The sequence below is a fragment of the Edaphobacter paludis genome (assembly GCF_039993895.1).
Lineage (GTDB): Bacteria > Acidobacteriota > Terriglobia > Terriglobales > Acidobacteriaceae > Edaphobacter > Edaphobacter paludis.
The window spans coordinates 2,710,070-2,734,365 of sequence record NZ_CP121194.1 but is presented as its reverse complement, the minus strand read 5'-3'; the positions used below and the strand labels follow the sequence as shown (position 1 = coordinate 2,734,365).

The 24,296-nt window shown below is 57.3% G+C and carries 24 protein-coding genes and 2 tRNA genes; 16 read left to right on the top strand and 10 right to left on the bottom strand.

Annotated elements, in window-relative coordinates:
* Nucleotides 1-22 precede the first annotated feature (22 nt).
* The 5 genes from P4G45_RS11370 to P4G45_RS11350 all read right to left on the bottom strand — a co-directional run bounded on the left by P4G45_RS11370 (nucleotide 23) and on the right by P4G45_RS11350 (nucleotide 6,005).
* Nucleotides 23-1,354, bottom strand: a complete 1,332-nt coding sequence (locus tag P4G45_RS11370; RefSeq protein WP_348266595.1) for a TolC family protein — start codon at nucleotides 1,352-1,354, stop codon at nucleotides 23-25.
* A gap of 55 nt (nucleotides 1,355-1,409) precedes the next feature.
* Entirely contained in the window at nucleotides 1,410-2,381 is a 972-nt protein-coding gene (locus P4G45_RS11365) for a tetratricopeptide repeat protein (RefSeq protein ID WP_348266594.1), read from the bottom strand.
* A gap of 2 nt (nucleotides 2,382-2,383) precedes the next feature.
* Nucleotides 2,384-3,631, bottom strand: a complete 1,248-nt coding sequence (locus tag P4G45_RS11360) for an efflux RND transporter periplasmic adaptor subunit (protein WP_348266593.1) — start codon at nucleotides 3,629-3,631, stop codon at nucleotides 2,384-2,386.
* Between the two features lie 95 nt (nucleotides 3,632-3,726).
* A complete protein-coding gene (gene recJ / locus P4G45_RS11355; protein ID WP_348266592.1) occupies nucleotides 3,727-5,538 on the bottom strand; it encodes a single-stranded-DNA-specific exonuclease RecJ in 1,812 nt (603 codons plus the stop codon).
* Between the two features lie 5 nt (nucleotides 5,539-5,543).
* On the bottom strand, nucleotides 5,544-6,005 hold the full coding sequence (locus P4G45_RS11350; RefSeq protein WP_348266591.1) for a hypothetical protein: 462 nt from the start codon (nucleotides 6,003-6,005) through the stop codon (nucleotides 5,544-5,546).
* 74 nt (nucleotides 6,006-6,079) lie between these two features.
* Here P4G45_RS11350 and P4G45_RS11345 point away from each other — a divergent pair, with 74 nt between their 5' ends.
* The 10 genes from P4G45_RS11345 to P4G45_RS11300 all read left to right on the top strand — a co-directional run bounded on the left by P4G45_RS11345 (nucleotide 6,080) and on the right by P4G45_RS11300 (nucleotide 13,269).
* Complete coding sequence (locus tag P4G45_RS11345; RefSeq protein ID WP_348266590.1) at nucleotides 6,080-6,445, top strand: (2Fe-2S) ferredoxin domain-containing protein; 366 nt, start codon at nucleotides 6,080-6,082, stop codon at nucleotides 6,443-6,445.
* A gap of 50 nt (nucleotides 6,446-6,495) precedes the next feature.
* Nucleotides 6,496-6,774 (top strand): DUF507 family protein, encoded by a 279-nt coding sequence (locus tag P4G45_RS11340; RefSeq protein WP_348266589.1) that lies wholly within the window; start codon nucleotides 6,496-6,498, stop codon nucleotides 6,772-6,774.
* Nucleotides 6,771-7,046, top strand: coding sequence for a DUF507 family protein (locus P4G45_RS11335; RefSeq protein WP_348266588.1), 276 nt, complete (start codon nucleotides 6,771-6,773; stop codon nucleotides 7,044-7,046). The genes P4G45_RS11340 and P4G45_RS11335 overlap by 4 nt, the downstream gene beginning before the upstream one ends.
* A gap of 78 nt (nucleotides 7,047-7,124) precedes the next feature.
* A tRNA-Glu gene (locus P4G45_RS11330) sits at nucleotides 7,125-7,201 on the top strand.
* 75 nt (nucleotides 7,202-7,276) lie between these two features.
* Nucleotides 7,277-7,353 (top strand) — tRNA-Glu (locus tag P4G45_RS11325).
* Between the two features lie 558 nt (nucleotides 7,354-7,911).
* On the top strand, nucleotides 7,912-8,607 hold the full coding sequence (locus tag P4G45_RS11320; RefSeq protein WP_348266587.1) for a PEP-CTERM sorting domain-containing protein: 696 nt from the start codon (nucleotides 7,912-7,914) through the stop codon (nucleotides 8,605-8,607).
* A gap of 386 nt (nucleotides 8,608-8,993) precedes the next feature.
* Nucleotides 8,994-10,313: a tRNA (N6-isopentenyl adenosine(37)-C2)-methylthiotransferase MiaB gene (miaB, locus tag P4G45_RS11315; RefSeq protein ID WP_348266586.1), complete on the top strand. Its 1,320-nt coding sequence runs from the start codon at nucleotides 8,994-8,996 to the stop codon at nucleotides 10,311-10,313.
* A complete protein-coding gene (locus tag P4G45_RS11310) occupies nucleotides 10,313-10,852 on the top strand; it encodes a bifunctional nuclease family protein (protein ID WP_348266585.1) in 540 nt (179 codons plus the stop codon). Before miaB ends, P4G45_RS11310 begins: the two co-directional genes overlap by 1 nt.
* A 51-nt stretch (nucleotides 10,853-10,903) precedes the next feature.
* The gene (locus P4G45_RS11305; RefSeq protein ID WP_348266584.1) at nucleotides 10,904-12,052 is read left to right on the top strand and encodes a glycosyltransferase family 9 protein; all 1,149 of its coding nucleotides are present in this window, start codon (nucleotides 10,904-10,906) and stop codon (nucleotides 12,050-12,052) included.
* Between the two features lie 20 nt (nucleotides 12,053-12,072).
* Nucleotides 12,073-13,269: an acyltransferase gene (locus P4G45_RS11300; RefSeq protein WP_348266583.1), complete on the top strand. Its 1,197-nt coding sequence runs from the start codon at nucleotides 12,073-12,075 to the stop codon at nucleotides 13,267-13,269.
* Nucleotides 13,270-13,349: 80 nt separating this feature from the next.
* On the opposite strand, the gene aroA is transcribed toward P4G45_RS11300, so the two are convergent.
* From aroA to P4G45_RS11275, 5 genes are all read right to left on the bottom strand, one after another.
* Nucleotides 13,350-14,654 (bottom strand): 3-phosphoshikimate 1-carboxyvinyltransferase, encoded by a 1,305-nt coding sequence (gene aroA / locus P4G45_RS11295; protein WP_348266582.1) that lies wholly within the window; start codon nucleotides 14,652-14,654, stop codon nucleotides 13,350-13,352.
* A gap of 91 nt (nucleotides 14,655-14,745) precedes the next feature.
* A complete protein-coding gene (locus P4G45_RS11290) occupies nucleotides 14,746-16,314 on the bottom strand; it encodes an ATP-binding protein (RefSeq protein ID WP_348266581.1) in 1,569 nt (522 codons plus the stop codon).
* Complete coding sequence (locus P4G45_RS11285; RefSeq protein ID WP_348266580.1) at nucleotides 16,296-16,721, bottom strand: response regulator; 426 nt, start codon at nucleotides 16,719-16,721, stop codon at nucleotides 16,296-16,298. Before P4G45_RS11285 ends, P4G45_RS11290 begins: the two co-directional genes overlap by 19 nt.
* A gap of 5 nt (nucleotides 16,722-16,726) precedes the next feature.
* On the bottom strand, nucleotides 16,727-18,157 hold the full coding sequence (locus tag P4G45_RS11280) for a CHASE3 domain-containing protein (protein WP_348266579.1): 1,431 nt from the start codon (nucleotides 18,155-18,157) through the stop codon (nucleotides 16,727-16,729).
* 14 nt (nucleotides 18,158-18,171) lie between these two features.
* Nucleotides 18,172-18,597 carry a hypothetical protein gene (locus P4G45_RS11275; protein ID WP_348266578.1) on the bottom strand — a complete coding sequence of 142 codons (426 nt, stop codon included), beginning with the start codon at nucleotides 18,595-18,597 and terminating at the stop codon, nucleotides 18,172-18,174.
* 147 nt (nucleotides 18,598-18,744) lie between these two features.
* Between P4G45_RS11275 and P4G45_RS11270 the strand changes: the two genes are divergently transcribed.
* The 6 genes from P4G45_RS11270 to ftcD all read left to right on the top strand — a co-directional run bounded on the left by P4G45_RS11270 (nucleotide 18,745) and on the right by ftcD (nucleotide 24,244).
* Nucleotides 18,745-19,974, top strand: a complete 1,230-nt coding sequence (locus P4G45_RS11270) for a tetratricopeptide repeat protein (protein WP_348266577.1) — start codon at nucleotides 18,745-18,747, stop codon at nucleotides 19,972-19,974.
* A gap of 59 nt (nucleotides 19,975-20,033) precedes the next feature.
* Complete coding sequence (locus tag P4G45_RS11265; protein WP_348266576.1) at nucleotides 20,034-20,351, top strand: PspC domain-containing protein; 318 nt, start codon at nucleotides 20,034-20,036, stop codon at nucleotides 20,349-20,351.
* A gap of 1 nt (nucleotide 20,352) precedes the next feature.
* Nucleotides 20,353-21,642, top strand: a complete 1,290-nt coding sequence (lysA, locus tag P4G45_RS11260) for a diaminopimelate decarboxylase (protein WP_348266575.1) — start codon at nucleotides 20,353-20,355, stop codon at nucleotides 21,640-21,642.
* An 84-nt stretch (nucleotides 21,643-21,726) separates the two neighbouring features.
* Nucleotides 21,727-22,479 (top strand): YebC/PmpR family DNA-binding transcriptional regulator, encoded by a 753-nt coding sequence (locus P4G45_RS11255; protein WP_348266574.1) that lies wholly within the window; start codon nucleotides 21,727-21,729, stop codon nucleotides 22,477-22,479.
* 82 nt (nucleotides 22,480-22,561) lie between these two features.
* A complete protein-coding gene (locus P4G45_RS11250) occupies nucleotides 22,562-23,314 on the top strand; it encodes an acyloxyacyl hydrolase (protein ID WP_348266573.1) in 753 nt (250 codons plus the stop codon).
* Between the two features lie 9 nt (nucleotides 23,315-23,323).
* Nucleotides 23,324-24,244 (top strand): glutamate formimidoyltransferase, encoded by a 921-nt coding sequence (ftcD, locus tag P4G45_RS11245; RefSeq protein ID WP_348269252.1) that lies wholly within the window; start codon nucleotides 23,324-23,326, stop codon nucleotides 24,242-24,244.
* The last annotated feature ends 52 nt before the right edge of the window (nucleotides 24,245-24,296 follow it).

Sequence of the window (24,296 nt, the reverse complement as noted above, 5' to 3'; positions counted from 1 at the left end):
CTGATAGAAAGATCACCGAAATTTACTCCGGTTTCAGCGTAGCGGAAGGCTGAGACTGGGCTACGGATTTGATCCAGTCTTCGAGCTGACCTGTCTCGCGCAGCAGATTAATCTCTGCCTTGCGCATCTCGAAGTTGGTATCAAGCACCGTCAAAAACTTCTCCCGCTCGGCGATTCGGGACTTTTGTTCATCCTTGGGTGTCATCTGCGGGGCGGAAGGATTCCCGCTCCCGGACTTCAATTGGACGAGCATAATATCGAGTTGCTGCTGGGCGAGTTGCTGGTCCAGCGTGGCAACTTCGGCTTGTGCAGTCAGCTCGGATGTGGCGTGACGCATCTTCTGGCGTCCTTCGAGAAACTGGTCACGCGCGAGGTCGGCTTCGTGCTCGGCATGTGCGGCATCGGCGGCCGATTCGAGCGCCTTGGCGCGGTGGCCCATGTCGAAGATCGGCAGCGTAATTTCCACGCCGACGCCGAAGTTGTTGTGCTGAAAGTGCGAATAGTAAAGATCGTAGTTGTTGAACTTCGCATAGCGGTTGTATTGGGCAGCGAAGGCGATCTGGGGCCTCCAAAGGTAATGCGCGTCCCCATCGGCGATCTGGCGCTTTGCCTTGGCTGTGGCATAGGCCGAGGCGACCGCCGGACTGCCCGGCAGGGCGGTGTTCGACGCGTCAACTGGCGGCGCTGTGAACGGCGGAATGCTACCGCTTACAACACTGAGCCCTTGTGCCGGGACACCGATCAGGCGGGCGAGGTGGGCCTGATCGTTTTCTGCTTCGTCGTCGGAGCGGAGTTTGGCCAGCTTGATCTGCGCCGCTGAAAGCTGTGCACCGGTGAGATCTATGGGCGTGTCCTCGCCGGCGTCGAGGCGCTGCTGAATGATATCGATGAGACGGTTAGCGTCGTCTGCCTGTTCGCTCAACGCCTTTTGCCGCTGCGAATCGCGATCGAGCGAAACATAGGTGACTGCAACATCTTCGGTGACTGCCTGCTGCGCGTCTTTGAGGGCCAGTTCGGCGGCGTTCAAGGCGAAGCGCGATGCTCGTATGTAATCGCCTTGAGAAAAATTGAAGACCAGCGACTGCATGGTGAAGTTGAAGACCGAGGGCTGACCTACAGGGAAGCCATAGGAATAACCCAGTCCCGAGCCGCCGGCGACACTGGGGATGTAGACATCGTGCGATTGGGAAAGAGCAGCCCTGGCTTTATCTACGTTAGCCTGGGCCATCAGAACACTGGGACTGTTTTTGAGCGCGAGGTCGAGTGCGGATGTAAAGGAAATCTGCGCCATCGCCGGAAGGCCCGCAGCGGCAAACACAGTACACGTCATGGCGAGGCGAAGAAGACGGGTCATACGTCCTGAGAGGTTCCTTCGAGATGGGCTGCCTATCATGGTATAGCTCTTTCCTTCAGGACCCCTGCAGCGATTTGCGGGCAGGTGCATAGTTTGAGGCGAGGGTAGCGGCGGCGACATATTCCCGCTGCGCGGAAGTTGCGTCGCCCTGACGCGCCAGGAGATTGCCGAGTTGTAGGCGAACCTTGAATGCGGGCGCGTCGTCCGACTTTGCAGGAGAGGCCAGATATTCGCGCAGCAGATCTTCGGCGAGTTGGGGAGATTGGTTCATCGAGGTCAGGATACTTGCCGCGTCCACCAGTACCGCATCTTTCCGGCGATCGGCTTCGATTCCGGTCTTTATCGCTTCCAGAGCTTTGGCGGGCTGGCTCTGCTGTTGATAGAACTGGCCAAGGTCGACATACGCTGCTGCGGTCCTGCCCGCGAGGACGGCTTTTTTGAACTCCGCTTCGGCTGTCGTCGTGTCCTTGTTTTCGTTAGCGATCAATGCGAGCAAGCGATGCGCCTGGGATGAAAATCTGGGCTGCATGCGGTCAGCGAGAACACGAGCTTTGTCGAGCCCTCCGCCTACAATCGCTGGAGCCTGTACATAAAACTCGCCGAGATCACTCATGGCCTGAACATTTCCCGGATCAAGCTCCACCGCCCGCTCGAAGGCATACCGAACCTTCCGGGCGAGTCCAAAAGCGACGATAGGATTGGCGTGAGATGCCTTCATCCCATAAGCGCGACCCAGCCACATCTGGGTGTTGCTGTTGCCTGGATCGTTCGCCGCCGCCAGTTCACATTCATGGATCGCGAGGTCAGCCATGTCCTGGGCATAGTAGACGCGGCATAGCAACTGATGGGCATGAGCATTATCAGGTTGTGCGGCCAATATCTGCTGCAATGCGGTACGCGCCTCGTCGACCCGCCCCTGCTGCAGATATGCGTTGGCCATGGTGTCATCCGCAAGCAGACGAACGCCGGAGAGAAGGACAAGTAAAAGTGCAATCCGGATGTAAATCAGGTTTGTTTTTGCAGCCATGATTATTCGACAACTTTTACTGCGAGCCCGTTCGAGAGATCACGATTACTGTTGGTTGCACCGAGGGCGACGGTGTCCTTGTCGGTCAGGCCGCCGGTGATCTCTACCCGCGTGAGGTTCACTACGCCCACCTGGACGGGTGTGACAACCAATTTGTTGTGAACGACGCGATAGACGAAATCACGCGCGGAGCCTTCGGTATGCAATGCTTCGCGAGGGATACTCAGGACGTTGAACCGCTGTTGGGTCGTTACTGTGACTGTCACATTCGTATTAGGCAGCAGGTCTTCCTTCGCATCATCCACGGCGATGATGCACTCACCGACGCTGCGCGTGCCATAAGCGATAACTGTTGTCGGAACGCGACTGACATGCCCATGCCACACCCGGTCGGGCTTTCCTTCCCAAAGAATCTGAACCGCCTGACCTACGGCAAGATTGCCAATCTCAGGCTCATCGAAGTAAGCGCGAATCTGAATTTTATTGAGATCCGCAACATCCATCAGGTCTTCCCCTGCCTGAACAAAATCGTACCGGGCAACCGGAATGGAATAAACAGTACCAGCCAGCGGGGAACGGACATTGACGTTCGCATATCCTTTTTGTGCAGCAGCCACGCCAGCCCGTGCATCGGCAAGTTGCGCCTCGGCGCGGGCGCGGTCGGGAGCGCTGTAACGCTGCGTGCTGCGCATCTGGACGTTCTGCAGGGAGCTTTCGGCAGTCTGCAAGCGTTGTTCCGCAGACGCAACTTCGCTGGCCGAAGCGGCGCCTTTCTGTTGTAGCTGCTTCAGCGCGGCGACATCTTTTGCTGCCTCCTGTTGCTGAATTCTGCTTCGTCCGAGGTCGCCCTGCAATGCGATGCGCTCATCCTGAGAACCGCCCTGCTGCAGGTCGTGAAGGTTGGCCTGGGCTGTACGCAGGCTTGCATTGGCTGTAGCCAGCCGCGCCAAGGCGTCGGAGCCGTCCATCCTCAGGAGCAGACTCCCAGGCTTTACCTTCTGCCCTACCTTTACATCAATGCTCTCGATGATTCCTGGAGCTTCGGCGCGAGCGGCGAAATTGTTTATGGGCTCGACTTTGCCGTTGGTAGGGACGGACTTTACCAGGTTCTGTCGGGTCACTGCTGCGGCGCGAACCTCCACGTCTTCGCGCGTGAACGAGCGAACGAGCACGACGATGAGAACAAGAGCACCGAGCAGGATGCCCAACAGCATAAAGGGATTCAGGCGTCTTGTATCGGTTGTCGGCATCTCTTGAATTTTCAGTATATAAGACGCTCCTGCACTGGAAACGAAGCAGATTTTTTTTGGTATCCAGACAGGTGCGCCGTTGAATGCAGAATGATTCAGCCTAAATTAAGGTCCAGTAATTCAAGTTCGAGGCCGGGAAACTGAGGATTGGTCTTTGCCTTTAAACGATAGGCGATGTCGACAACCGAACCACGCCGCAATCCTATCCCGGAGCATCGTGCTGCCCAGTCCGTTCCACGACTCCATCCCAGCGCGCTAAATTTTGCGCCGCCGCCATTCTGGCAGACCTGAAGACACACATGCTTTTCCTTGATCAGCCGCACGTCGGTGGATAGGGTTACGCGGCGGGTCACAAATACCGGCTCGCGATTGCCAATTCCGAAGGGCCCGCACCGGACCAGCCAGTCGAAGAACTCCGGAGTCAGGTCGTTCAGCGAGACTTCGACATCGCATTTCAGCGGCGGAGCAAGCATTGATCCACACAATAAAGACGCGCCATAGCTCTGCATTCGCGTGCGTAAAATTTCCACCCGCTCCGAAGGCAAAGAGAAACCGACAGCGTGGGCATGTCCGCCAAACCGGGTGAAGAGGACCTCGCCATCGCTATGAACCGCCGTCAGTGCATCGAGTAAGTGAAAACCAGCGATGGAGCGCCCCGATCCGTGCGCGTGACCATCCTCATGGGTAAGCACGAGAGCAGGGCGGCCAGTCCGATCGACGATGCGCGACGCCAGAATCCCAAGCACCCCGCGATGCCACGCCGGGTCGTCCAAAACGATGCACTCTGCGACAAATTCACCGTCGGCGGTTTGTAGAGAAGCAAGCTGAATCTCTATTTCCTCAAGTGCCCTGGCCTCAGTCGCCCGCCTGTCGTTGTTCAATCGATCGAGTTTTTCCGCCAACTCAGAGGCCCGCTCAGCGTCGCGTGTCAAAAACAGCTCCACAACATCGCTCGCAATATCCATTCGGCCTGCGGCATTGATGCGCGGCGCAAGCCGGAAGCCCACTTCCGTTGCCGTAGGCGGACGTTCTGCGGGTATCTGGGCCACCTGCATCAATGCCCGCAGCCCCGGCTGAACCGGATTTCGAAGCTCCCGCAAGCCCAATGCTGCAATGACCCGGTTTTCTCCCTCAAGCGGCACCGAATCCGCGATTGTGGCAATAGCCACCAGCTTCAAAAAGGAGGGGATCAGTCCACGTCGAAGCTTTACCTTTTCTTCCGCAGTTTCCGCAGCAGCGGACAGAATTGCATGAGCAAGTTTGAAGGCTACCCCCGCTCCGCAGAGCGACTTAAATGGATAGGCGCATCCGTCTTGTGCGGGATTCACCACGGCAATAGCATGGGGAACACCAACGGCGTCGTCGGGAAGATGATGGTCGGTGACGATTAGATCGAGCCCCAGGGCTTTGGCTTCTTCAGCAGCAGCAAACGCGCGAATTCCTGTGTCGACGCTGATCACCAGCCGGACGCCCGCCGCCGCCGCCGCACCCAGCACGCCAGTCTGCATCCCATACCCTTCGCGCAGCCGGTGGGGCACATGGTAGGTCACTATCGCGGGGTGGTCCTTCGTCGCGGTGCGTTCGATGGCCGTCTTCAATAAGACCGTAGCGGTTGTGCCATCCACGTCGTAGTCGCCGTAGATCAGGATCGGCTCGCCCATGCGAACCGCCTGCTGTATGCGCGCGACGGCCTCAGGCATCCCGAGCATCAACAGGGGATCGATCAGGTCATCAAGGGAAGGATTGAAAAATGTGCGGGCCGCGACAGCGTCAACAATGCCGCGCGACATAAGTAACGTAGCAATGGCGTCAGGACATCCCACCTCACGTGCCAACCGCGCTACCGCCGCGGCATCATGCGAATCGATGGTCCACTCCTGTCGCAGCCCACTCTGGGCGGAAATCATTTCGGCTACTCGTCGCTATCGCTGTCGTCGAGCACGATGCCACCAAGCTCAGACACTGTCTCCAGCAGATCCTGAAAACGGTCATACCAGTCCGTGGCAACTTCAAAGACAAACATCACGCCCTGGTGCGCAAACCCAAGCTGCAGATAGCCGATCTTGCCCACATAGTTGACCAGGTACTCGGCGTCATCCAGCTCCGGAGCCTCGTCGGGAAATGTCTGTTCGCGAATCTGATCCAGCAGGATCGCAACGTCAGACTTTTCCAGCACCACCTCGCTCATCGTCACAAACGGCGCGCCTGCGGCCTTCGCGTGTTCGACAAAGTCCTTCCAACCGTCCGGATTTTCTTCTTCGAACAGGACCGTGGGTACGTCTTCCGTGACATAAGCGTTCAGCCGGCGCATGCCGTGGCCAGCGATGAACGCTACCATGTCGTCTTTAAGCGAGATAAGATTGTCAGGTTGCATCAACCTCATATTGTCTCAGAAAGCCACGCAGACCGCACGCGCGCCTCTGAAAGAGACGGAGAAGGAACCTACCTGTGCCGAAATTCAAGCACCATATCTTTATCTGCACGAACGAGCGCGACGAGTCCGCGTCCCGTCCAAGCTGTCTTCCGAGGGGTAGTAAGAAGCTTAAATCGGCCTTCAAGGACGCTATCAAGGACGCCGGGCTCAAGCACCAGGTCCGCGCCAATGAGTCCGGCTGCCTCGATCAGTGCGAGCACGGCCCAACTGTTGTCGTCTATCCGGAGGCAGTCTGGTATGGTTTTGTGCGACTGGAAGATGTTGAGGAAATCGTCGCCGAGCACCTTGTCCAGGGCCGTCCCGTTGAACGCTTGCGACTCGCTGACACCTGCCTCAACACCGAGCATTGCCCGCACAGGCCCGCTGCGAAGCACAAGTAATTCAGCGGCCACAAGTTAGAGGCACGCATGATATATTCGAATTTAAGTCAATGATTTTTTCTAAAGATTACGTTGGATATCTGGCGCGCCAGACCCTCAAGCACCTCGTCGCCGAGAAGATGATCGAGAGCTCTAAGCCCGCCGTTCTCGAGGAGCGGGTTACAGCCGCTATGATCGAAGAGTTGGCCCTCGAAGATCGTATTAATGACGAGGTCCGCGTCATTCTCGAAGCCTTCCAAGACGATATGCTCAAGACCGGAGCCAGCTACCCCGAGATGTTCAAAAAGGTGAAGAACGAGCTGGCCCGCAAATACAAGGCGGTGCTGTGAGAATCTCCCGCGACAAGCTCAACAAACTTGCCCACACGGTTGCCGACACCCTCGCCGAGATTCCGGAGTGCGACTTTCTCGAAGATCGCAATACGATTCGGCAGGAGGCCCGCAAGGCCCTCGAAAAGCTCCTCCTCGAAGAAACCAAGATCGACGCAGCCGCACGCCAGAAGATCGCCTCGCAGCGCAAGATCATTATGGAAGGCTCGCAGGAATGGGACATCCTCTACCGCAAGTACTATAACGACGAAGTCAAAAAGCTGGGGCTATAGTACCTACCAGAGTGAGTGAATCTTCACTTGAAATTCTGATATACTTAAGCCATCGCAGCAGAGAACTTCCTTCCTTCTGGCGTTATGGTGTAACTGGTTAACACGCCGCCCTCTCAAGGCGGAGAGTCCGGGTTCGAGCCCCGGTAACGCTACCAAATCTGTTTCCTTCCGAATGTTCGCTTCGAAGCTGCAAGCGGAATATAGTCGAAGCAGTGGATCACTCTGTGTACGGCGCCATGGTGTAACTGGTTAACACGCGGCCCTTTCAAGGCTGAGAGTCCGGGTTCGAGCCCCGGTGGCGCTACCAAAGTAAACAACATAAATACATAAGGCAAACAGGAAGTGCGCGAAGGGCTCAAAAGGGCTCAATCGTACCGATTATGTGGGCATCTTGGTGCGCCTCAATGCGTGTTCCTACTTTCAACACTATAAAGACCTTTGGCGTGTTCCCTTCATAGAGGCCGATTGCCGTACATGGATCGGGACCAGGACTCTCTATTATCACTTCGCCACAGAGGATGGCCTACTCAGGTGCGTCACGCGGTGTAGCCCAGAAGACATGGCAAAGGTTGAGAGCAGTATTCGGGCCTGGGGTACACACTCGCCAACTAGCCATACTTCAGCCGCCGTGAGTATGAAGAGTGGCTGGCATCGAGCGAACGTCCACCGCTGCACCTGCTGCGTATTCTGCCCCCTTGAAGAGATGAACATTCAATTGCTTGACACGCCCACTAGGCAACTGCCGTTAAATAGCGCGTAGGGCATATATCGCATTGGAACATTCGTTCCTAAGTTTTGCCTATCAATTGCATACACGCAGCGCATAGCCTCTGCGGGCACCTAAAAATCCAACAGGGGTCACTTGATGCGCTTAACTGCCGGTCTAATTACTGCCGCCGCCATGGTTCTTACCCTTACACCCTTAGCCCAGGCGGATAGCATTCAACTCTCAGTTAGCTCCAGCTTTACGGCGTCGTTCGATAGTCCAAATGACAATTTCTGGGGTGAATACTCCACCGTTAAGGGTCTGTTTGATCGTCCTAGTCTTGGACCTGGATATTATCCGAGAGCGAGCACCACCTTCTCCAATATTTCGGTTTTCGTTCCTAGTGGAGATTTCGTAACCTCGGCCACAATTCATATTCTGTTACCCACAACCACGGTTCACGGGACAGGTGTCGTCGTTGTTAAACAAGCTCTTCCGCCCCCAGATTGGAATGCTCCGCAAATAGCCCCGACATTTGGCATCAATGGGTGGTCCGATGTGCACGTGGATCTGGATGAAGAATCTGGCATTTTGCTCCCAATCATCAACGGAGACGAAGTATCGACCGGAAACTTGAATTTGTATTTTGACGTAATGGGCTTTATTAGTGACACCGTTAACACTCCAGGGGTCAACTGGGATGGTTATATCGGCGGGAGTGGGAGCATCGTTTCTCCTTACACTGTCCAGTTGGATGTCACATACTCGCCTGTACCCGAACCCTCCAGCATCGCTTTACTTGGCACTGGCCTTGTGGGCTTGGCAGGATTCGCACGGCGCAAGTTCCTCTCCTGATCGTGCAGACAGTAATCGAGCACAAGCCGTCTCTACGGAGGCGGCTTTGTTGTGTGCCATCTCCAGGCCACGCATAGAGCTATACATAATAGTTTTTACTTGATGACGCGCCCAACTATTGTGCTTTAAATCTACATAATGCATCTCGCCAATTCACAGGGATCACCCGATATTAAGAAAGGATCACCCGTGTAGAAAACAGAAAGGCCCCCCGAAAAAAATCGTCAATAAAGACGCTGCTTTTTATTGCGACTTGGTGCACGATGCAAAATCTGAAAATGGCCAAAATAGCCCTTTTCAAGGCTGAGAGTCCGGGTTCGAGCCCCGGTGGCGCTACCAAAATCCCTTCAAATCTATGCATCAGTCGTGGGCGATATACTGTCTCTGTGAGCAAGACTTTCTATATCGAAACCTTCGGCTGCCAGATGAACGCCCATGACTCTGAAAAGGTCATTGGCACCTTGGAACATGAGGGCTATTCCCGTGTACAGGATGAAGCCGACGCCGGGCTGATCCTCTACAACACCTGCTCCATCCGCGACAAAGCCGAACAGAAGGTCTTTCACCGCCTCAACGAGTACAAGAAGCTGCAGGGCGAGGGCAAAAAGTTCGCCGTGATTGGCTGCGTCGCCCAGCAGGAGGGCGAAAAGATCTTCGATAAGGCTCCCTACGTCTCGCTGGTCTCCGGTTCGGCGTCCTATCGCAATCTCCCCCAGATGCTAGCCCGCCTTGAAGCCGGGGAACAGCGCATCACCGGCCTCGACGACCGCCAGACTGACGAGACCTTTGAAACCCCCTTTGTCGCCCGCACCAATCCTCATCGCGGCTACATCACAATCATCGAAGGCTGCGACAAGTTCTGCGCCTACTGCGTCGTGCCCTACACGCGCGGCAAGGAGCGCAGTCGCACCGCGAACTCGGTTCTTGACGAAGCCATTCGCATGGCCGACGCGGGCTTTACCGAGATCCAGCTTCTAGGCCAGAACGTCAACTCCTACCATGATCCTTCGGCAAAGATGACGTTTGCCGAATTGCTCGCCGCCGTCGGCAGTATTCCCGGCATCCGCCGCGTCCGCTTCACCACCTCTCATCCACGCGACTTCACCAAGGACATCGTGGACGCCATCGACGCTGTGCCAACCCTCTGCGATCATGTTCATCTTCCTGTTCAGAGCGGTTCTACGAATGTGCTGCGCGCCATGGCGCGGGAGTACACGCGAGACTGGTATCTCGAGCGCATTTCGTGGATCAAGGCTGCCAAGCGCAACATCAGCATTACGTCGGACATCATCGTCGGCTTTCCCGGCGAGACCGAAGAAGACCTGGAGCAGACTGCGACCCTGCTCGAAGAGGTCGGCTACGACGCCATCTTTGCGTTTAAATATTCGCCCCGACCCAATACTCCGGCCATCAACATGGCTGACTCAATTCCGGAAGAGGTCAAGGTCAAGCGGCTGCAAATCCTCCTCGACCGTCAGCGCGAAACCCAACGCTTGAACTATGAGCGCCATCTTGGTGAAGTAATGGAACTTATGGTCGAAGGCCATAACCGTCAGCGAAATCAAGTCATTGGCCGTAGCACCCAGAACAAGACCGTCAACTTCACTACCACGCAGCCCATTCTCCCTGCGACAGGAAGCTACGTCTCTGTCCGCATCACCCAGACCTTTCCCAACAGCCTTCTCGGCGAGGCATTGGCAAGCTAATGAAATCAAACGACCAGACCGAAGTTCATAAGACTGCTGACTCCGGCTCTGGGGCAGAGGTCGAGATGCAGATTCGCGGCCTCATGATGGATCCAGTCACCAACATGCCGATCGTTGTGCTCAAAGACATTGCAAGCGATCTGATCCTTCCTATCTGGGTGGGCATCTTCGAGGCTAATGCTATCGCTCTCGAACTCGAAAAAACCGCGACGCCGCGGCCAATGACACACGATCTTTTGCAAAATCTCGCCCGAGGCCTCAACGCGCAGGTAAATAAGGTTGTCGTCTCGGAATTGCGCGACGACACCTTCTACGCGGTCATCTGGATGGACCATGCTGGAGAGACCGTGACCCTTGACGCCCGTCCCTCCGATGCCATCGCACTCGCCCTGCGCTGGGACTGCCCGATCTACGTCAATCGCGATGTGTTGGAAAATTCGAAACAAGCTGCCAGCGGCTCGCAAACCCTCGATGCTGACGAGATGCGACGCTGGCTGGAAAATCTGAACGACGATGACATGGGCCGTTACAAAATGTAATGCAGCTTGTCGTTGTTCTTAGATCTTCAACTACTCCACCAAGGATTGCTCTTGAGTCTTGTTCAAAACCTGAAGGGTGGAATCCTCGCCGGAGTCGCCGCAGTTGAGCGTGTCTCAAACTCCGGAGGAGTCTCGCGCAATGGTTCTCTTCGGGAGATCGAAAACTTTCTTCTGCTCCAATATCCCACCGCCCTTGGCACCGCGATACACGCAACCCCGCTGATTCGGGCCTTACGCCACGCTGTTCCACAATGCCGCATCGTGGTCGCAGCCAGCGGGTTCGCTCGGGATGTCTTTCGCAACAACCCAGGCATTGACCGGTTGATCGAAACACCGACTCCCCTGAAAGACCTGAACGGTTCTGTAATGACGCTTCGCCGCGAACTTCCGTTTGGCGAAACAGCCTTCGCCACGTTGACCTCCACAGGCAACGAGAGAACTCGTATCGCGATGCAGGCTTTGCTCAGCGGAGCATCGATCCGGGTTGGCTTCACTGTAGTGCCGAAGCTCTATCGTAAGCCGCTGATCTTCGATAGAACATCGAGTCAGATTGCCAATAACCTTCGTATCGTGCAGGCCCTGGGGCATACCTCGGTTCATTTTGAGCCGGAGATCTTCTACCGCCAGGAAGACCTCGCCTTCGCTCGCGAAACCCTCGCTCGTGCGGGTGTGCAAAGCGGTCAGCCTGTCGCAGTCTTTATCACGCAGACCAGCGTTACGCAGCGAAAAAGCTGGCGCTCTGAGCGATTCAAGGCTGCTGCCGAATTTCTGATGACGCGCTATGGTGCCCATATTCTATTTGTAGGCACCGCCGCCGAGGCCGCGGCCATCGATGAACTGCGCGGTAGTCTGTCGGCTCCTACAACCAGCGTTGCCGGCAGAACCACAGTGCTGCAACTGGCCGCTCTCATGAGTCTTGTCACGGTCGGCCTCACCCTGGACACGGGACCAATGCATCTTGGCCGCGCAGTCGGTCTTCCAATGGTCATCATTGCCCCGGCCTGGTCTCCTCCTATCGAGTGGCTGCCGCTAGGAAACAACAAATTCCGCATACTAAAGAACGCCGATATACCAGTACCGCCGCCGCAGGATTACATCATCGATGAAGTCAGTGTCGACGAAGTGACATCGGCGTTAGCTGATCTTCTTACGCGATATCCGAACCGCATTCCTGACCAGACAGAGATTCATCAGGGTTAAGCTACACTTTTACCATCACGATGCCCCAAATCACCTCCCCAAGAGAAGCAGGACCTTACTCCCGCCATGTTCCATCGCTCGACGGGCTTCGTGGGATGGCCGTTTTGGCGGTCATGGCATCGCATCTTTTCCCCGGTACGACTCGTGGCACATGGCTGCAACCGATAGGGGCGACTCTCATATTTGGTGCTAATGGAGTCGATCTCTTCTTCGTTCTATCCGGCTTCTTGATTACGGGAATTCTTTTTGATTCGATCTCTGATTCAGGCTATTTCCGTAAGTTTTACGCTCGAAGGACCCTGCGCATATTCCCCTTGTACTATGGTGTCCTTTTTTTACTGTTCCTTCTAACACCTTTGATTGGTTTTCATTGGCACAGAATGAACTGGGCGCTCCTCTTCTACCTGCAGAATACGAACATATTCGGGACCTTCTATACGTTTCAACTGGGGCATGGCATTTCGCTTGATCACTTCTGGTCACTGGCCGTTGAAGAGCAGTTTTATCTGGTATGGCCATTAGCGGTCTTTTTTATACGTGATCTGCGGAAGCTCCTCTGGGTCTGCTGCTCAGTTTCCTTTGTCGCACTTCTGCTGCGCTTCCTTCTGATCTTTCATCACGTCAACTACAACTTCGTTAACAGGAGCACTTTTAGCCGTGCGGACTCTCTGCTTCTTGGAGCTGTTCTGGCGCTCTTGCTACGCAGCCGTCTCCATGATGCTGTACTGGCCTCGGCAAAGAAGATATTTTTTGCGATTGTTGCCGTTATCGTCGCCCTCAATCTCTCTCGATTTCTGATTGAGCGGCATTCCGAGTGGCTCTTTGCCTTCGATAGCAGCTATCTCGCCATACGTTATACGCTGGTAGCGCTTGGCTCTGCGGCACTCATTGCATGGTGCCTGCGGCCTTCGTCGCGAACTCGTATCTTCTTTGAAGGTCGCACTCTGCGTTTCTTCGGCAAATACAGCTACGGGCTCTATGTGCTTCACTATGCTGCGGCGGGCTTCTTTATCGCCACGTTTCGCAGCTGGATTTTGCATTTCACTTCCAGCAAACTCATTGGGGTCGTGGTAGCCGGATTTCTTACGTTCCTCGTTGCTATCGTCCTCGCGTATGCCAGTTATAACCTGTACGAAAAGCAGTTCCTTCGCATGAAGCGATACTTCGATTACGATCGGTCTGGTGCAGTCAAAACTCCTTCACCTGCCGCCCATTAGGACACGGACGGATTAGGGGAGAAAGGCTCTCGCTCTTTCTCCCCCAAGTCAAGGAAATTCACCATGCATCTCTGTCGTGTCTAGCGTAAGCAGAGAGTGTCGAGATACGTGAAGAACTCAGGGAAGGAGATAGCGGCAGCTTCGGCTCCGTGAATCTCGGTGTCGCCGGTGGCCCGGAGAGCGGCGATAGAGAAGGCCATCGCAATGCGATGGTCGCTGCCGGAGTCGATCTGCGCACCGTGAAGTTGCTGGTTTCCGGGAATGCTGAGACCGTCTTCGTATTCAGTGAACTCGGCCCCCATGGCCTTGAGATTTTTGGCGACAAGCGCGATGCGGTCGGACTCCTTGACGCGAAGCTCTTTGGCATCGCGGATGGTGATGCCTTCGCGGGTGTAGGGAGCGATGGCGGCGAGGACCGGCAACTCATCGATGAGCTGCGCGGAGAGCGCTCCGGCGATGGCGATGCCCTTGAGTCCGCCCGGCATGGTGTTGACCTGGATCGTGCCGATGAGTTCGCCGTGGTGTTCTTCGACGGTGAGGACTTTGATCTTTCCGCCCAAAGCTGTGATGACATCGAGCAGCGCCGCGCGAGTGGGATTCATGCCGAGCGAGTCGAGGATGAGGTTCGAATCGGGGAAGAGCAAAGCAGCGCAGAGAAAGAATGCGGCGGAGGAGAGATCGCCGGGAACGGTAGCGTCGATGGCTTTGAGTTTTTGGTGGCCAGGGATGCTCAGCTTTTCGCCCTCCCGTGTGAGCGTCGCGCCGAACGCCTTGAGCGCCTGTTCGGAGTGGTCGCGGGTGCGAACAGATTCGGTGAGGCTGGTGGTCCCGTTGGCCTGAAGACCGGCGAAGAGGACCGCAGTTTTGACCTGCGCCGACGGGATAGGAGTGTCGAAGTCGATGGCGGTAAGCGGTCCGCCGACGATGGTCATGGGGGCGTGGCCGCCGACGGCTCCGTCCCCGCCGGTCAAGTGGATCTCCGCGCCCATCCTTGAAAGCGGCTTGCGGATGCGCTCCATGGGACGCATGGTGAGGGAATGATCGCCGATGAGGGTGAAGGTGTGGGGATGCGGAGCGATCAACCCGGCCAACATGCGCATAGTGCTGCCTGAGTTGCCGCAGTCCAGGGGATGCTCAGGCTGGCGGAAGGCCCCGGCGGTGCCGGTGATCTCGATGGTCTTGTCTTGTTTGACGATGGTGGCGCCGAGCGCCTCCATGCAGGCCAGCGAGGAGTGGGGATCGGCCCCCGTCGAGAAGTTGGAGAGGCGGGTGGTGCCTTCGGCGAGGCCGGCGAGCATGGCGTAGCGATGGGAGATCGACTTGTCTCCGGGCAGAGTAAGGGAGCCTTGCAGGGTGCGGGCGGGGCGGATGATTTGAATGGACATTGAGTTCTAGTTTAGGACATTGGGATTGTCAGGCGGAGAAGATATGTTGATCTCGCGGAAATCGAGCGGGTTTCCAGAGCTTGGACGCGGATTACGCGCCGGTGGCAACCACGCGGGTTAATGCCTTTGCTTCAGTTTTGGCCGTGTCGGAAGAGTAAGACTCATCTTCGGTAGGGATGAACAGCCGGAAGACGGTCCCACCTGCGACACCGTTCTCTGTGGCGCGGCTGCGGACATGCAGGGTCCCGCGGTGTTTGGCGACGATCTCGTGGGAGATCCAGAGGCCGAGGCCGGTACCGGTGATTCCCTTGGTCGAGAAGAAGGGCTCGAAGAGGCGGTTGAGGGTTGCGCTGTCCATGCCGGTGCCATTGTCTGCCACGGTAATGGCGATACCGTGCCTGCCGGAGCGCCAGTCACGTGTGGCCGCGGTACGGAGCAGGATGCGGCCGCCCGAAGGCAGGGCATCCATCGCGTTTCCGAAGAGGTTGGCAAGCACCTGCCGTATCTCACCGGCCTGCACCATGACGGACGAGGTTGCGCGGAACTGGCGGACGACCTCGATTTGCAGGCCGCGAAGGCGCGACTCCAGTAGCGCGAAGACGGTCTCGATCAACTCATGGACGTCGGTTTCGACGGTCCGTGTGCTGCCCCTGTAGAAGCGCAGAGTCTGCACGGTAATCTGCGCTACACGGTCGAGCTCGTTCTGCGCGAGTTCGATGTAGCTGCGCGACAAGTCTGATAGTTCAGTACCTGCAGCCAGATAGAGACAGTTTGTGATCGCCTCTAGAGGATTATTGATCTCGTGAGCGATGGAGGCAGCGAGCCTCCCAGCTACAGCCAGTTTTTCGGTGCGACGCAGGAGTTCTTCGCTCTTCTTCTGGAGCGAGAGATCGGCGATAAAGGCGGCTATCTGGCGGTCTTCAGGTTTTGCTTCGGGATTGAGAAGCGCGATTCCGACGAGGACCGTGATCGTCTCCCCCTTGCGCGTGGTGCAGACGGCCTCAAATGGTTCAGGTGGTGCCGTATGAGTCAGGGCTGAATGGGCCGCAGTGAGCGACGGGCAGAGAGAATCCAGCGTTAGCGTTCCGCAAGCGATGTCGTTGTCCGTGCAGCCGAGCAATCGCTCCACTGCTTGATTGGCGTAGATGACGCGGCCCGAGGCGTCGCTGATCAGCAAGCCCAGCGGCATTGCCTCGACGAGACGATGAAAGCGGGCTTCGCTGGCGCGCAGCGCTTCTTCGGCGGCAAGTTTGTTGCGACGGCCTGAGGCTTCTTTCAATTCGCGTTCGAGGGCGGGGACGAGACGAGTGAGGTTCTGCTTGGAGACGTAGTCATGCGCGCCTGCACGCATGGACTCGACGGCAGTCTCTTCGGAGACAGCTCCCGACATCATGATGAAGGGAACGTCGAGAGCGGATTGTTTGAGCAGTCGCAGCGCGGCGGGTCCGCTGAAGTTGGGCAGATTGTAGTCGGCCAGCACCACGTCAGGGAGAGTGTTTTGCTCAAGGGCGGCCAGCATTTGGGGGCCGGTCTCGACGCGAGTGACCTGTGGCGCGAACCCGTGCCGCTTCAGATGCCGTTCCAGCAGGAAGGCGTCGTCGATATTGTCTTCGACGAGGAGAACGTTCAGTTCGCGTGGTGCTAGTTCAGTGGAGGACATTCGTTCAACACCAGCCAATACAATCCGAGTTGCCGTGTAGCCTCTGCAAAGTCGATGAAATTAACTGGCTTGCGAATGTAACTATTGACTCCCAGCTGATAGCTGCGAACAACATCGCGTTCTTCGTCGGAGGAGGTGAGCACAACGACCGGCAGCAGTTTGGTGGTGGTGCAATTGCGAATGCGGCGCAGAACTTCGTGGCCATCGACCTTCGGCAATTTGAGGTCGAGCAGAACCACTTGCGGGCGGATGGGATTGGAGCCGCAGAGCAGCTCGATCGCTTCTTCGCCGTCCCGGGCCACGCGGACCTCGTTCGCAATATTTGATTTCTTCAAAGCACGAATCGTAAGTAGTTCATGGTCGGGATCGTCTTCGACCAGCAAGATCAGTTTAGTGCTGTCCCTCATGGAGTTCATCCTAGCGTAAACCAAAAGGTAGCGCCATGATTGACAGAGCTTTTGGCCCAGATGCGACCCTGGTGGCGATGGATGACACGGGCCACCGTCGCCAGACCGATGCCTGAGCCGGTGAAATCTTTGTCCCCATGCAGGCGGTTGAAAGCGTTGAAGAGCTTGTCGGAGTAGAACATGTCGAAGCCGGCGCCGTTGTCGCGTACAAACCACGCCTTCTGATCCGGATCCCAGCCAAATTCGACGGTAGGCCCCGCGATCTTGGAACTGAATTTGACGGCATTTCCGAACAAGTTTTCGAGAGCGATGCGGAGCAGCCGAGGATCGGCATGAACGTGCAACCCGCTCTCGATGTTGAAGGTGAGATTGCCCGCCGGATTCTGGTCCTTGAATTCGGAGGCGATGGATTCGGCCATCTGGCTAAGGTCAACATCCTCCCTGGAGAGATCGGCGCGGGTGATGCGCGAGAGTTGCAGAAGCGCATCGATCAGCTGCCCCATGCGTTGAACGCCGTTTCTGACGCGGCGGATATAGTCTCGCCCAACGTCGTCGACCAGGGTCGCGTAGTCTTCTTCGAGCGCGAGGCTGAAGCCGTCGATGGTGCGCAGCGGGGCGCGAAGGTCGTGCGAGACCGAGTAGCTGAAAGCCTCCAACTCGCGGTTGGTCGTCTCCAATTCGGCGGTGCGACGCTTTACACGGTCCTCGAGCGTTGCGTTGAGTGACCGAACCTCGTCGGCGCGTTCCTCGGCCTCTGCGCGCGCCACGGCAAGCCGTTCCGCATCCCGTTCTAAGGCGACGCGCATGTGGCGCTCACGAACAAAATAGCGGAGCATCACGACGATCAAAAGAAAGTCGAGGCAGCTGGCCAGCGCGAGCGTGTAGCGTGCCTGACGGCTGCTCGATTTTGCGACCGCGGTGCGTTCTATCAGCAGACCGTGCTCTACCCCCTCCATCTGGTCGGCGATACGGCGCAGGTTATCCATCTCCAGCTTGCCGGTCCCGCTCAGGATCAGCGCATGACCGCTGTCCACGCTTCCACTGCGGCGCAGGTCAATGCCTTGCTGCAGCAAGTTGAGGCGGCGGCCGATTGCAGCGTCCATCTCGTGAACGTGCGCCTGCTGGCTTGGATTGTCGGCGGTCAATTCCTGAAAATGCTTGAGTTCAGCGGGTAACTCTTGTCTCGCCGAGAGATAGGGCGCGAGATATTTTTGATCGCCCGTGATGAGATAGCCACGATTGCCGGTTTCGGCATCCTTGGCTGAACTCATGATGCGCTCGACCTGATCGATCGCCTGCCAGGTATGGTCCACCCAGGCTTCGCTGCGGACGAGCGAATTGATGGAACGGAATGCAAGCCAGGTATTAAGGCCGACGATGCCAAATGCGAGCAGCAGCAGGCTGGGGACGAAAACTCGGTTGGTCTTTGGCTTCATGGTGTCGGTTCATTCTACGGGGTCGTCGGGACTGCCTCATCCTCCAGATCATCCTCCACCCGCAGAAAGCGTCGCATGTAGCGTAACGGATCTTCTGACACCGCCATCTCTCGCAGGTGGTAGCGCCATGCATCCTCGCGTGTATTGCGGCGCGTATAGGCCTTGCGTTTCACGATGCCAATGCTCCCGTCCGCCATCTTGCGCATAAAGCTCTGTGACGGCACTTGAAACGTCATCAATGCGCCCCCCTTCCAAAAGGAAGACGCAAACTCATGCGAGAACAGCAGCACGTAAAAGCGCTTTTCAGCGGAGAGCATCTCAATCGCGTGGTGCGTATTCTGCCATGGCAGTCCGAGATTGCCTGTGTACCATTTGCGAAACTCGAAGCCATTGCCGCGAGCCTGTGCAATCAGTAGTTGAAGTAATTGAAACCGTGTCATGAAGGTCCGTCCACATCCCCAAGAGCATTCAGTAACCTGCCAGTAGTACAGGCGTCCAACTGTATAGTCTACGGTGAGAAGCCGTCCAACATCCCGAGAGGATTTCTTTCGTCTTCGCAACCTATCTTCGAATGATTTTCTGAAACGATGACATCAAAACTGTGCTACATTGCGATATCAAGTCCCCTCGCCCTCATGCTTGCCTTCGCCATATCTGCTGGCGCGCAGACTTATAACCCGGCTGACCACACCGATCCCATAAACCTTACCCCGCTGGTCCGCGAAGCCCGGGTCGATTTCTACAACCTTAATTACGATGGCGCGCTCGCCCGTTTCGAGGCTGTGCTGAAGGCCAATCCGCAGAATCCGATGGCCGTCGACTACGTGCTGACGACGATAATCTTTCGCGAGCTTTACCATCAGGATCTTCTAGACACGACTTACTACGCCCACAACAGCTTTCTCAGCTCCAAACGCGATGTGCCTGTTCCAGACGCGACGCGCCAGCGCATCGAAGATCTCACCAAACGCGCCATCGACCTCTGCGACCGGCAGATCCACAATAACCCGAACGACAAGAACGCCTACTTTGCCCGCGGCTATGCTCGCGGAATGCATACGGCCTTTATAACGCTGGTCGACCACAGCTACATCTCGGCGGCGCATCAGGGACTGACCGCTCGCAACGACAGCGAACAAGCGCTCAGGATCGATCCCGGCTACGCCGACGCGAAGATGGCGATTGGTATTCAGCAGTTCGCCGTCGCCAGTCTGCCGCGCTTTCTCCGCATCATGGTCGGTATCGCCGGCCTCAATGGCAATAAGGAAAAAGGCTTGCAACTGCTCCGCGAAGCCGCCGCGCAGGGTGTGGTCACTCCGGTCGAATCGCGTACCGCGCTCTCCCTGTTTTTGCGCCACGATGCCCGATATCCCGAGGCGCTCGCCGTGGAGCGAGCTCTGGCCGAGCAATTTCCGCGTGACTATCTCTTTCGCCTCGAAGTCGCCAACATCACCAAGGATGAAGGTAACGGCCCGGCTGCCATCGCTACGTACAAAGCCATTCTGGTCGACGCCGCCAAGCCCGGCTACTTCTTCGATCCGCGCCTGCACATGGCCTACTTCGGCCTCGCCGACACCCAGCGGGGGCAGAACGATATCTCTGACGCGGCCAACAATTACCTTCAGGCCGCCGCACAACCTACCTGCAGCGACTGGCTGCGGCGCCGTGCCCAACTCAACGCCGGAGAGATGTTCGATCTCCTCCACAACCGGCCCGAGGCCATCAAACAGTATCAGCAGGCCAGTGCCGGGGGCGGCGACCAATCCCAGGCCGACACCGCACGCAAGTACCTCAAAACCCCTTATGCGGGTAAATAAAGCACCAGAAGGTGTGGCAAAATAGAGGTCGCTGCTAAATGTAATATTTGGAGGCTCCCATGTTCTGTAGCCATTGTGGAAAGCCAATCGAACCGTCATCTCGCTTCTGCCCCGCGTGCGGAGCGACGATCAGCCCCGCGCTGTTTACGGCGAACGCATACCAGCCCGTCGCGCGCCTTACTCGTCCGCGCACCCCGCGGATGATCGCCGGAGTCTGCTCCGGGTTTGCGTTGCATTATGGCTGGGACATCAACGTGGTGCGTGTCATCACGGCGCTATTCATCATCTTTACTACAGGAATCGGCGCACTGGCCTATCTCGCCGCCTGGGTCATCATTCCCGAAGCCCCCTACGCACTTCCGATAAAGAGTACCTAGTTTGCCCAGAAAAACCGCGCCGCAGCCAAGCCCCCGCCCCTTCGCCTATCGCAACCGCACCCTTCACTGTGACGGAGCTGACATCTCAGCTCTCGCGGAAGATCACGGCACTCCACTTTATGTCTACTCGGCGGAGCAGATCTCCGCTCGCTTTCAACTCTTTGAAGAGGCGTTCAAAGGGCAGCCGCACACCATCTGCTACGCGGTTAAAGCTAACTCGTCGCTGGCGATTCTGCGCCTGCTAGCGCTGCAGGGAGCAGGCTTCGACATCGTCTCCGGCGGCGAATTGGAGCGCGTCCGCAAAGCCCACAAAGCGGCGCTCACGAAGGTCGTCTTCTCCGGGGTAGGCAAGCAGGTCTGGGAGATCGATGCCGCTCTCAAGGCGAACATCCTCCTCTTCAACGTCGAGTCCGAAGCCGAGCTGTACCTGCTTGCCGCCCGCGCCGAAGCTCTCCGCATCCGTGCGCGTTTCGCACTCCGCGTCAATCCCGACGTCTTCGCCGACACTCACCCCTATATCTCTACCGGCCTCAGTGAACACAAGTTCGGCATCGACATCAATCAGGCTCGTGCCATCTACCGCAAAGCGGGCAAATCCAAGTGGCTCGATGCCGCCGGAGTCAGCGTTCACATCGGTTCGCAGATCCGCAAGGTCGATCCCTTTGCCGCAGCGACTGCCCGCGTCACCGCCCTTATCTCTGACCTCAAAAAGGATGGCCACAACATCCGCTACATCGACGCCGGTGGCGGTCTCGGCATCGACTACGGCACTACCGCGTTCAACCCGGCGCAGCAGGTGCAGAAGTACGCCGCCGCTCTCAGCAAGGGACTTGCCGCTGAATCCTCCCATCTGATCATCGAGCCGGGGCGCTTCATCGTAGCCCAGGCAGGAGCGTTACTTACCCGAGTCCTCTTCGTGAAGAAGAATGGTTCCAAGACCTTCGTCATTACCGACGCGGGCATGAACGACCTCATCCGGCCCTCGCTCTATCACGCTCATCACGAGATTCTCCCCATCAAGCAGCCGCGTACCGCAGCCCCGTCCATCACGGCGGACATCGTAGGTCCGGTCTGCGAGTCGGGCGACTTCTTCGCCCGCGACCGCGTCCTCGCTGCCGTCAAACCCGGCGACCTGGTCCTGATTCTCGATGCGGGAGCCTATGGTATGAGTCTCACCAGCAACTACAACAGCCGTCCGCGTCCCGCTGAGGTGCTGATCGACGAAGCGACGGTCAAGCTGATTCGCCGCCGCGAGACCATGCGCGATCTGTTGGCTCCAGAGGTACTCTAGCGCCCCTCCAGCGTGCTAAACTCACAGGGTCGCTTGGGGCCGCAGCTTATCGCAGCCCCGACAAAATCACCACCGAGGTAGTACATGTCCGGCCATTCAAAATGGGCCACAATCAAGCATAAGAAGGGCGCGCTTGACGCCAAACGTGGCAAGATTTTCACTCGTCTCATCAAGGAAATCACCATCGCAGCCAAGACCGGCGGCGGCGGAGATCCGGACGGCAATCCCCGTCTGCGCGGCGCCATTGCAGCGGCCAAAGCGGAGAATATGCCCGCCGACAACATCAAACGTGCGATCCAGCGCGGTACGGGTGAGCTCGAAGGCGTCTCCTACGAGGAGATCACCTACGAGGGCTATGGCCCCGGTGGCGTCGCAGTTATCGTCGATGTCCTCACCGACAACAAGAACCGCGCCGTCAGCGAGATTCGCCACGCCTTCTCCAAGAACGGCGGCAATCTCGGAGAGTCCAACTCTGTTGGCTGGATGTTCTCCAAGAAGGGTGTCATCGTTATTGCAAAGTCTGCCGCCAACGAAGACAAACTCACTGAGATTGTGCTCGAAGCCGGCGCCGAAGACCTAAGCGACGAGGGCGAGAACTGGGAAGTGCTCTGCGATCCCAAGGACTTCGAGGCGGTCACCAACGCGCTCAAGGCGGCCAACATTACGCCTGAGCACGCCGAGGTCACCAAAATTGCTTCGACGTATACGAAGCTCGAAGGTTCTCAGGCCAACGCCATGATCCGCCTTCTGGAAGTGCTCGAAGACCTGGATGACACGCAAAATGTCTACTCCAACTTCGACATGGATGAAGCTGCTGTAGCCAATGCCGGACACTAGCCGAGGCGGTCAATTGATTCATACCAGGCCGCCGTTTATCGGCGGCCTTTCTTCTGTCACAGGTATCAAACGGAGCGACATAGTGACCAAGGGATTTCGCGGCATAGCAAGACCATTCATCGGAGCATTGGCTCTTGTTCTCTCCGTACCCCTCGCGGTCGCGCAGGCTCCGGCGGCAAGCCGCGAGGCGACTCCCTTTCACACCAATTCCGGCAAACTGCCGCTCGAACTGGGGGTCCTCGTCCAGAGCGGCGTCGGCCTCACCGAGAATCGCAATAGTTTCAAGTTCCTTATGGCCGGAGTTCATGCAGGCAAAGTTCTTACCGGCAACTACCTGCCCGGCCCACTCCACGGCAACTTCGAGTACGCCGTCGAGGTCTTCCCCTTCTGGCAGTCCTACACGCCGAAGTTTCAGCGCGCCCATTGCAGCGTTGTCTCAGACTCGGCTAATCTCGCCTGCTCACCGCTCTATACGACGGGGGGTACTTACTCCGGAGTCTCCATTACGCCCATCATTCTGCGCTGGAACTTTACCGGTACCCGACGCGTCTCCCCATGGATACAGGGTGCAGGAGGCCTCGTTTGGACCAACCACAAATATCCGGCGTTTGGCGGACAGCCGCTGACTCTCGCCAACGACGGTCCCAACACCGACGCCAGCGTGTGGAACTTCACACCTCAGGGGGGCGTTGGGTTTCACTACTTCCTGCGCCCGCGTCGCTCCATCGACTTCAGCGCCAACGCGGTGCATATCTCCTCGGCCTCGCTCGGCGACAAGAACCCCGGCGTGAATGCGAGTCTCCAATTCACGATTGGTTATAGCTGGTGGAAGTAAGACGTGCCTATGAATTCTGATGCGATCATCGAGTGTGTCCCGAACTTTTCTGAGGGCACGGACGTTGCCAAGGTAAGCAAGATCGTCGCCGCGATGCAGGTCGAGGGCGTGAGCCTTCTCGACTGGTCGCTCGACACTGCTCACAACCGTTCGGTGGTTACCATCGCTGGGCCGCCTGCAGCGGTGATAGCGGCGGCGGTTAAATCCGTCGGCAAAGCGGCGGAACTGATTGACCTTACAAAACAGAAGGGCGTCCACCCACGCATCGGCGCTGCCGACGTAGTCCCCTTCATCCCGGTCAGCGGCATCTCGATGGCGGAGTGCGCTGTGCTGGCGAGGCAGGCGGGGCTGCTGATCTGGCGGACCTACGGGGTTCCCGTCTACTTCTACGGAGCCGCCGCTGCGCGTCCTGATCGCGTCCAGCTCGAAGATGTACGCAAGGGCCAGTTTGAAGGGCTCCGCGAAGCTACCCGTCGCGATGCGGCCCGACGTCCCGACGTCGGAGGTCCCGGCCTCCACGAAACCGCTGGAGCCTCGGCTGTTGGAGCGCGAAATTTCCTTATTGCCTACAACGTCCATCTTCATCAAGGGGATATCTCCGCCGCGCGCGCCATCGCCCGGGACATTCGAGCCTCCAACGGAGGACTCCATGGAGTGAAGGCAATTGGCGTGGTTGCGAATGGGCGCGCCCAGGTCAGCATGAACATCACGGACTTTCGCATCACGCCCATGCGGCATATCCACGCGACCATCCAGCATCTTGCGCAGCGTCATGGCGCGCTGATCGATGACGCCGAACTCATCGGCCTGATTCCTCAGGAGGCCTACGATGAGGGTTCAGAGTGGGTTGGGCAGATCACGGGCTTTAATCCAGCACTCAAAGTTCTGGAGCGGCGCCTGGAGCATCCGCTCGCCTGGCCTACCGCCTGATGCGCTAGTGTCAGTACTGAGATCATCGAAGCGCTTCCGGCGCCGTTAACCA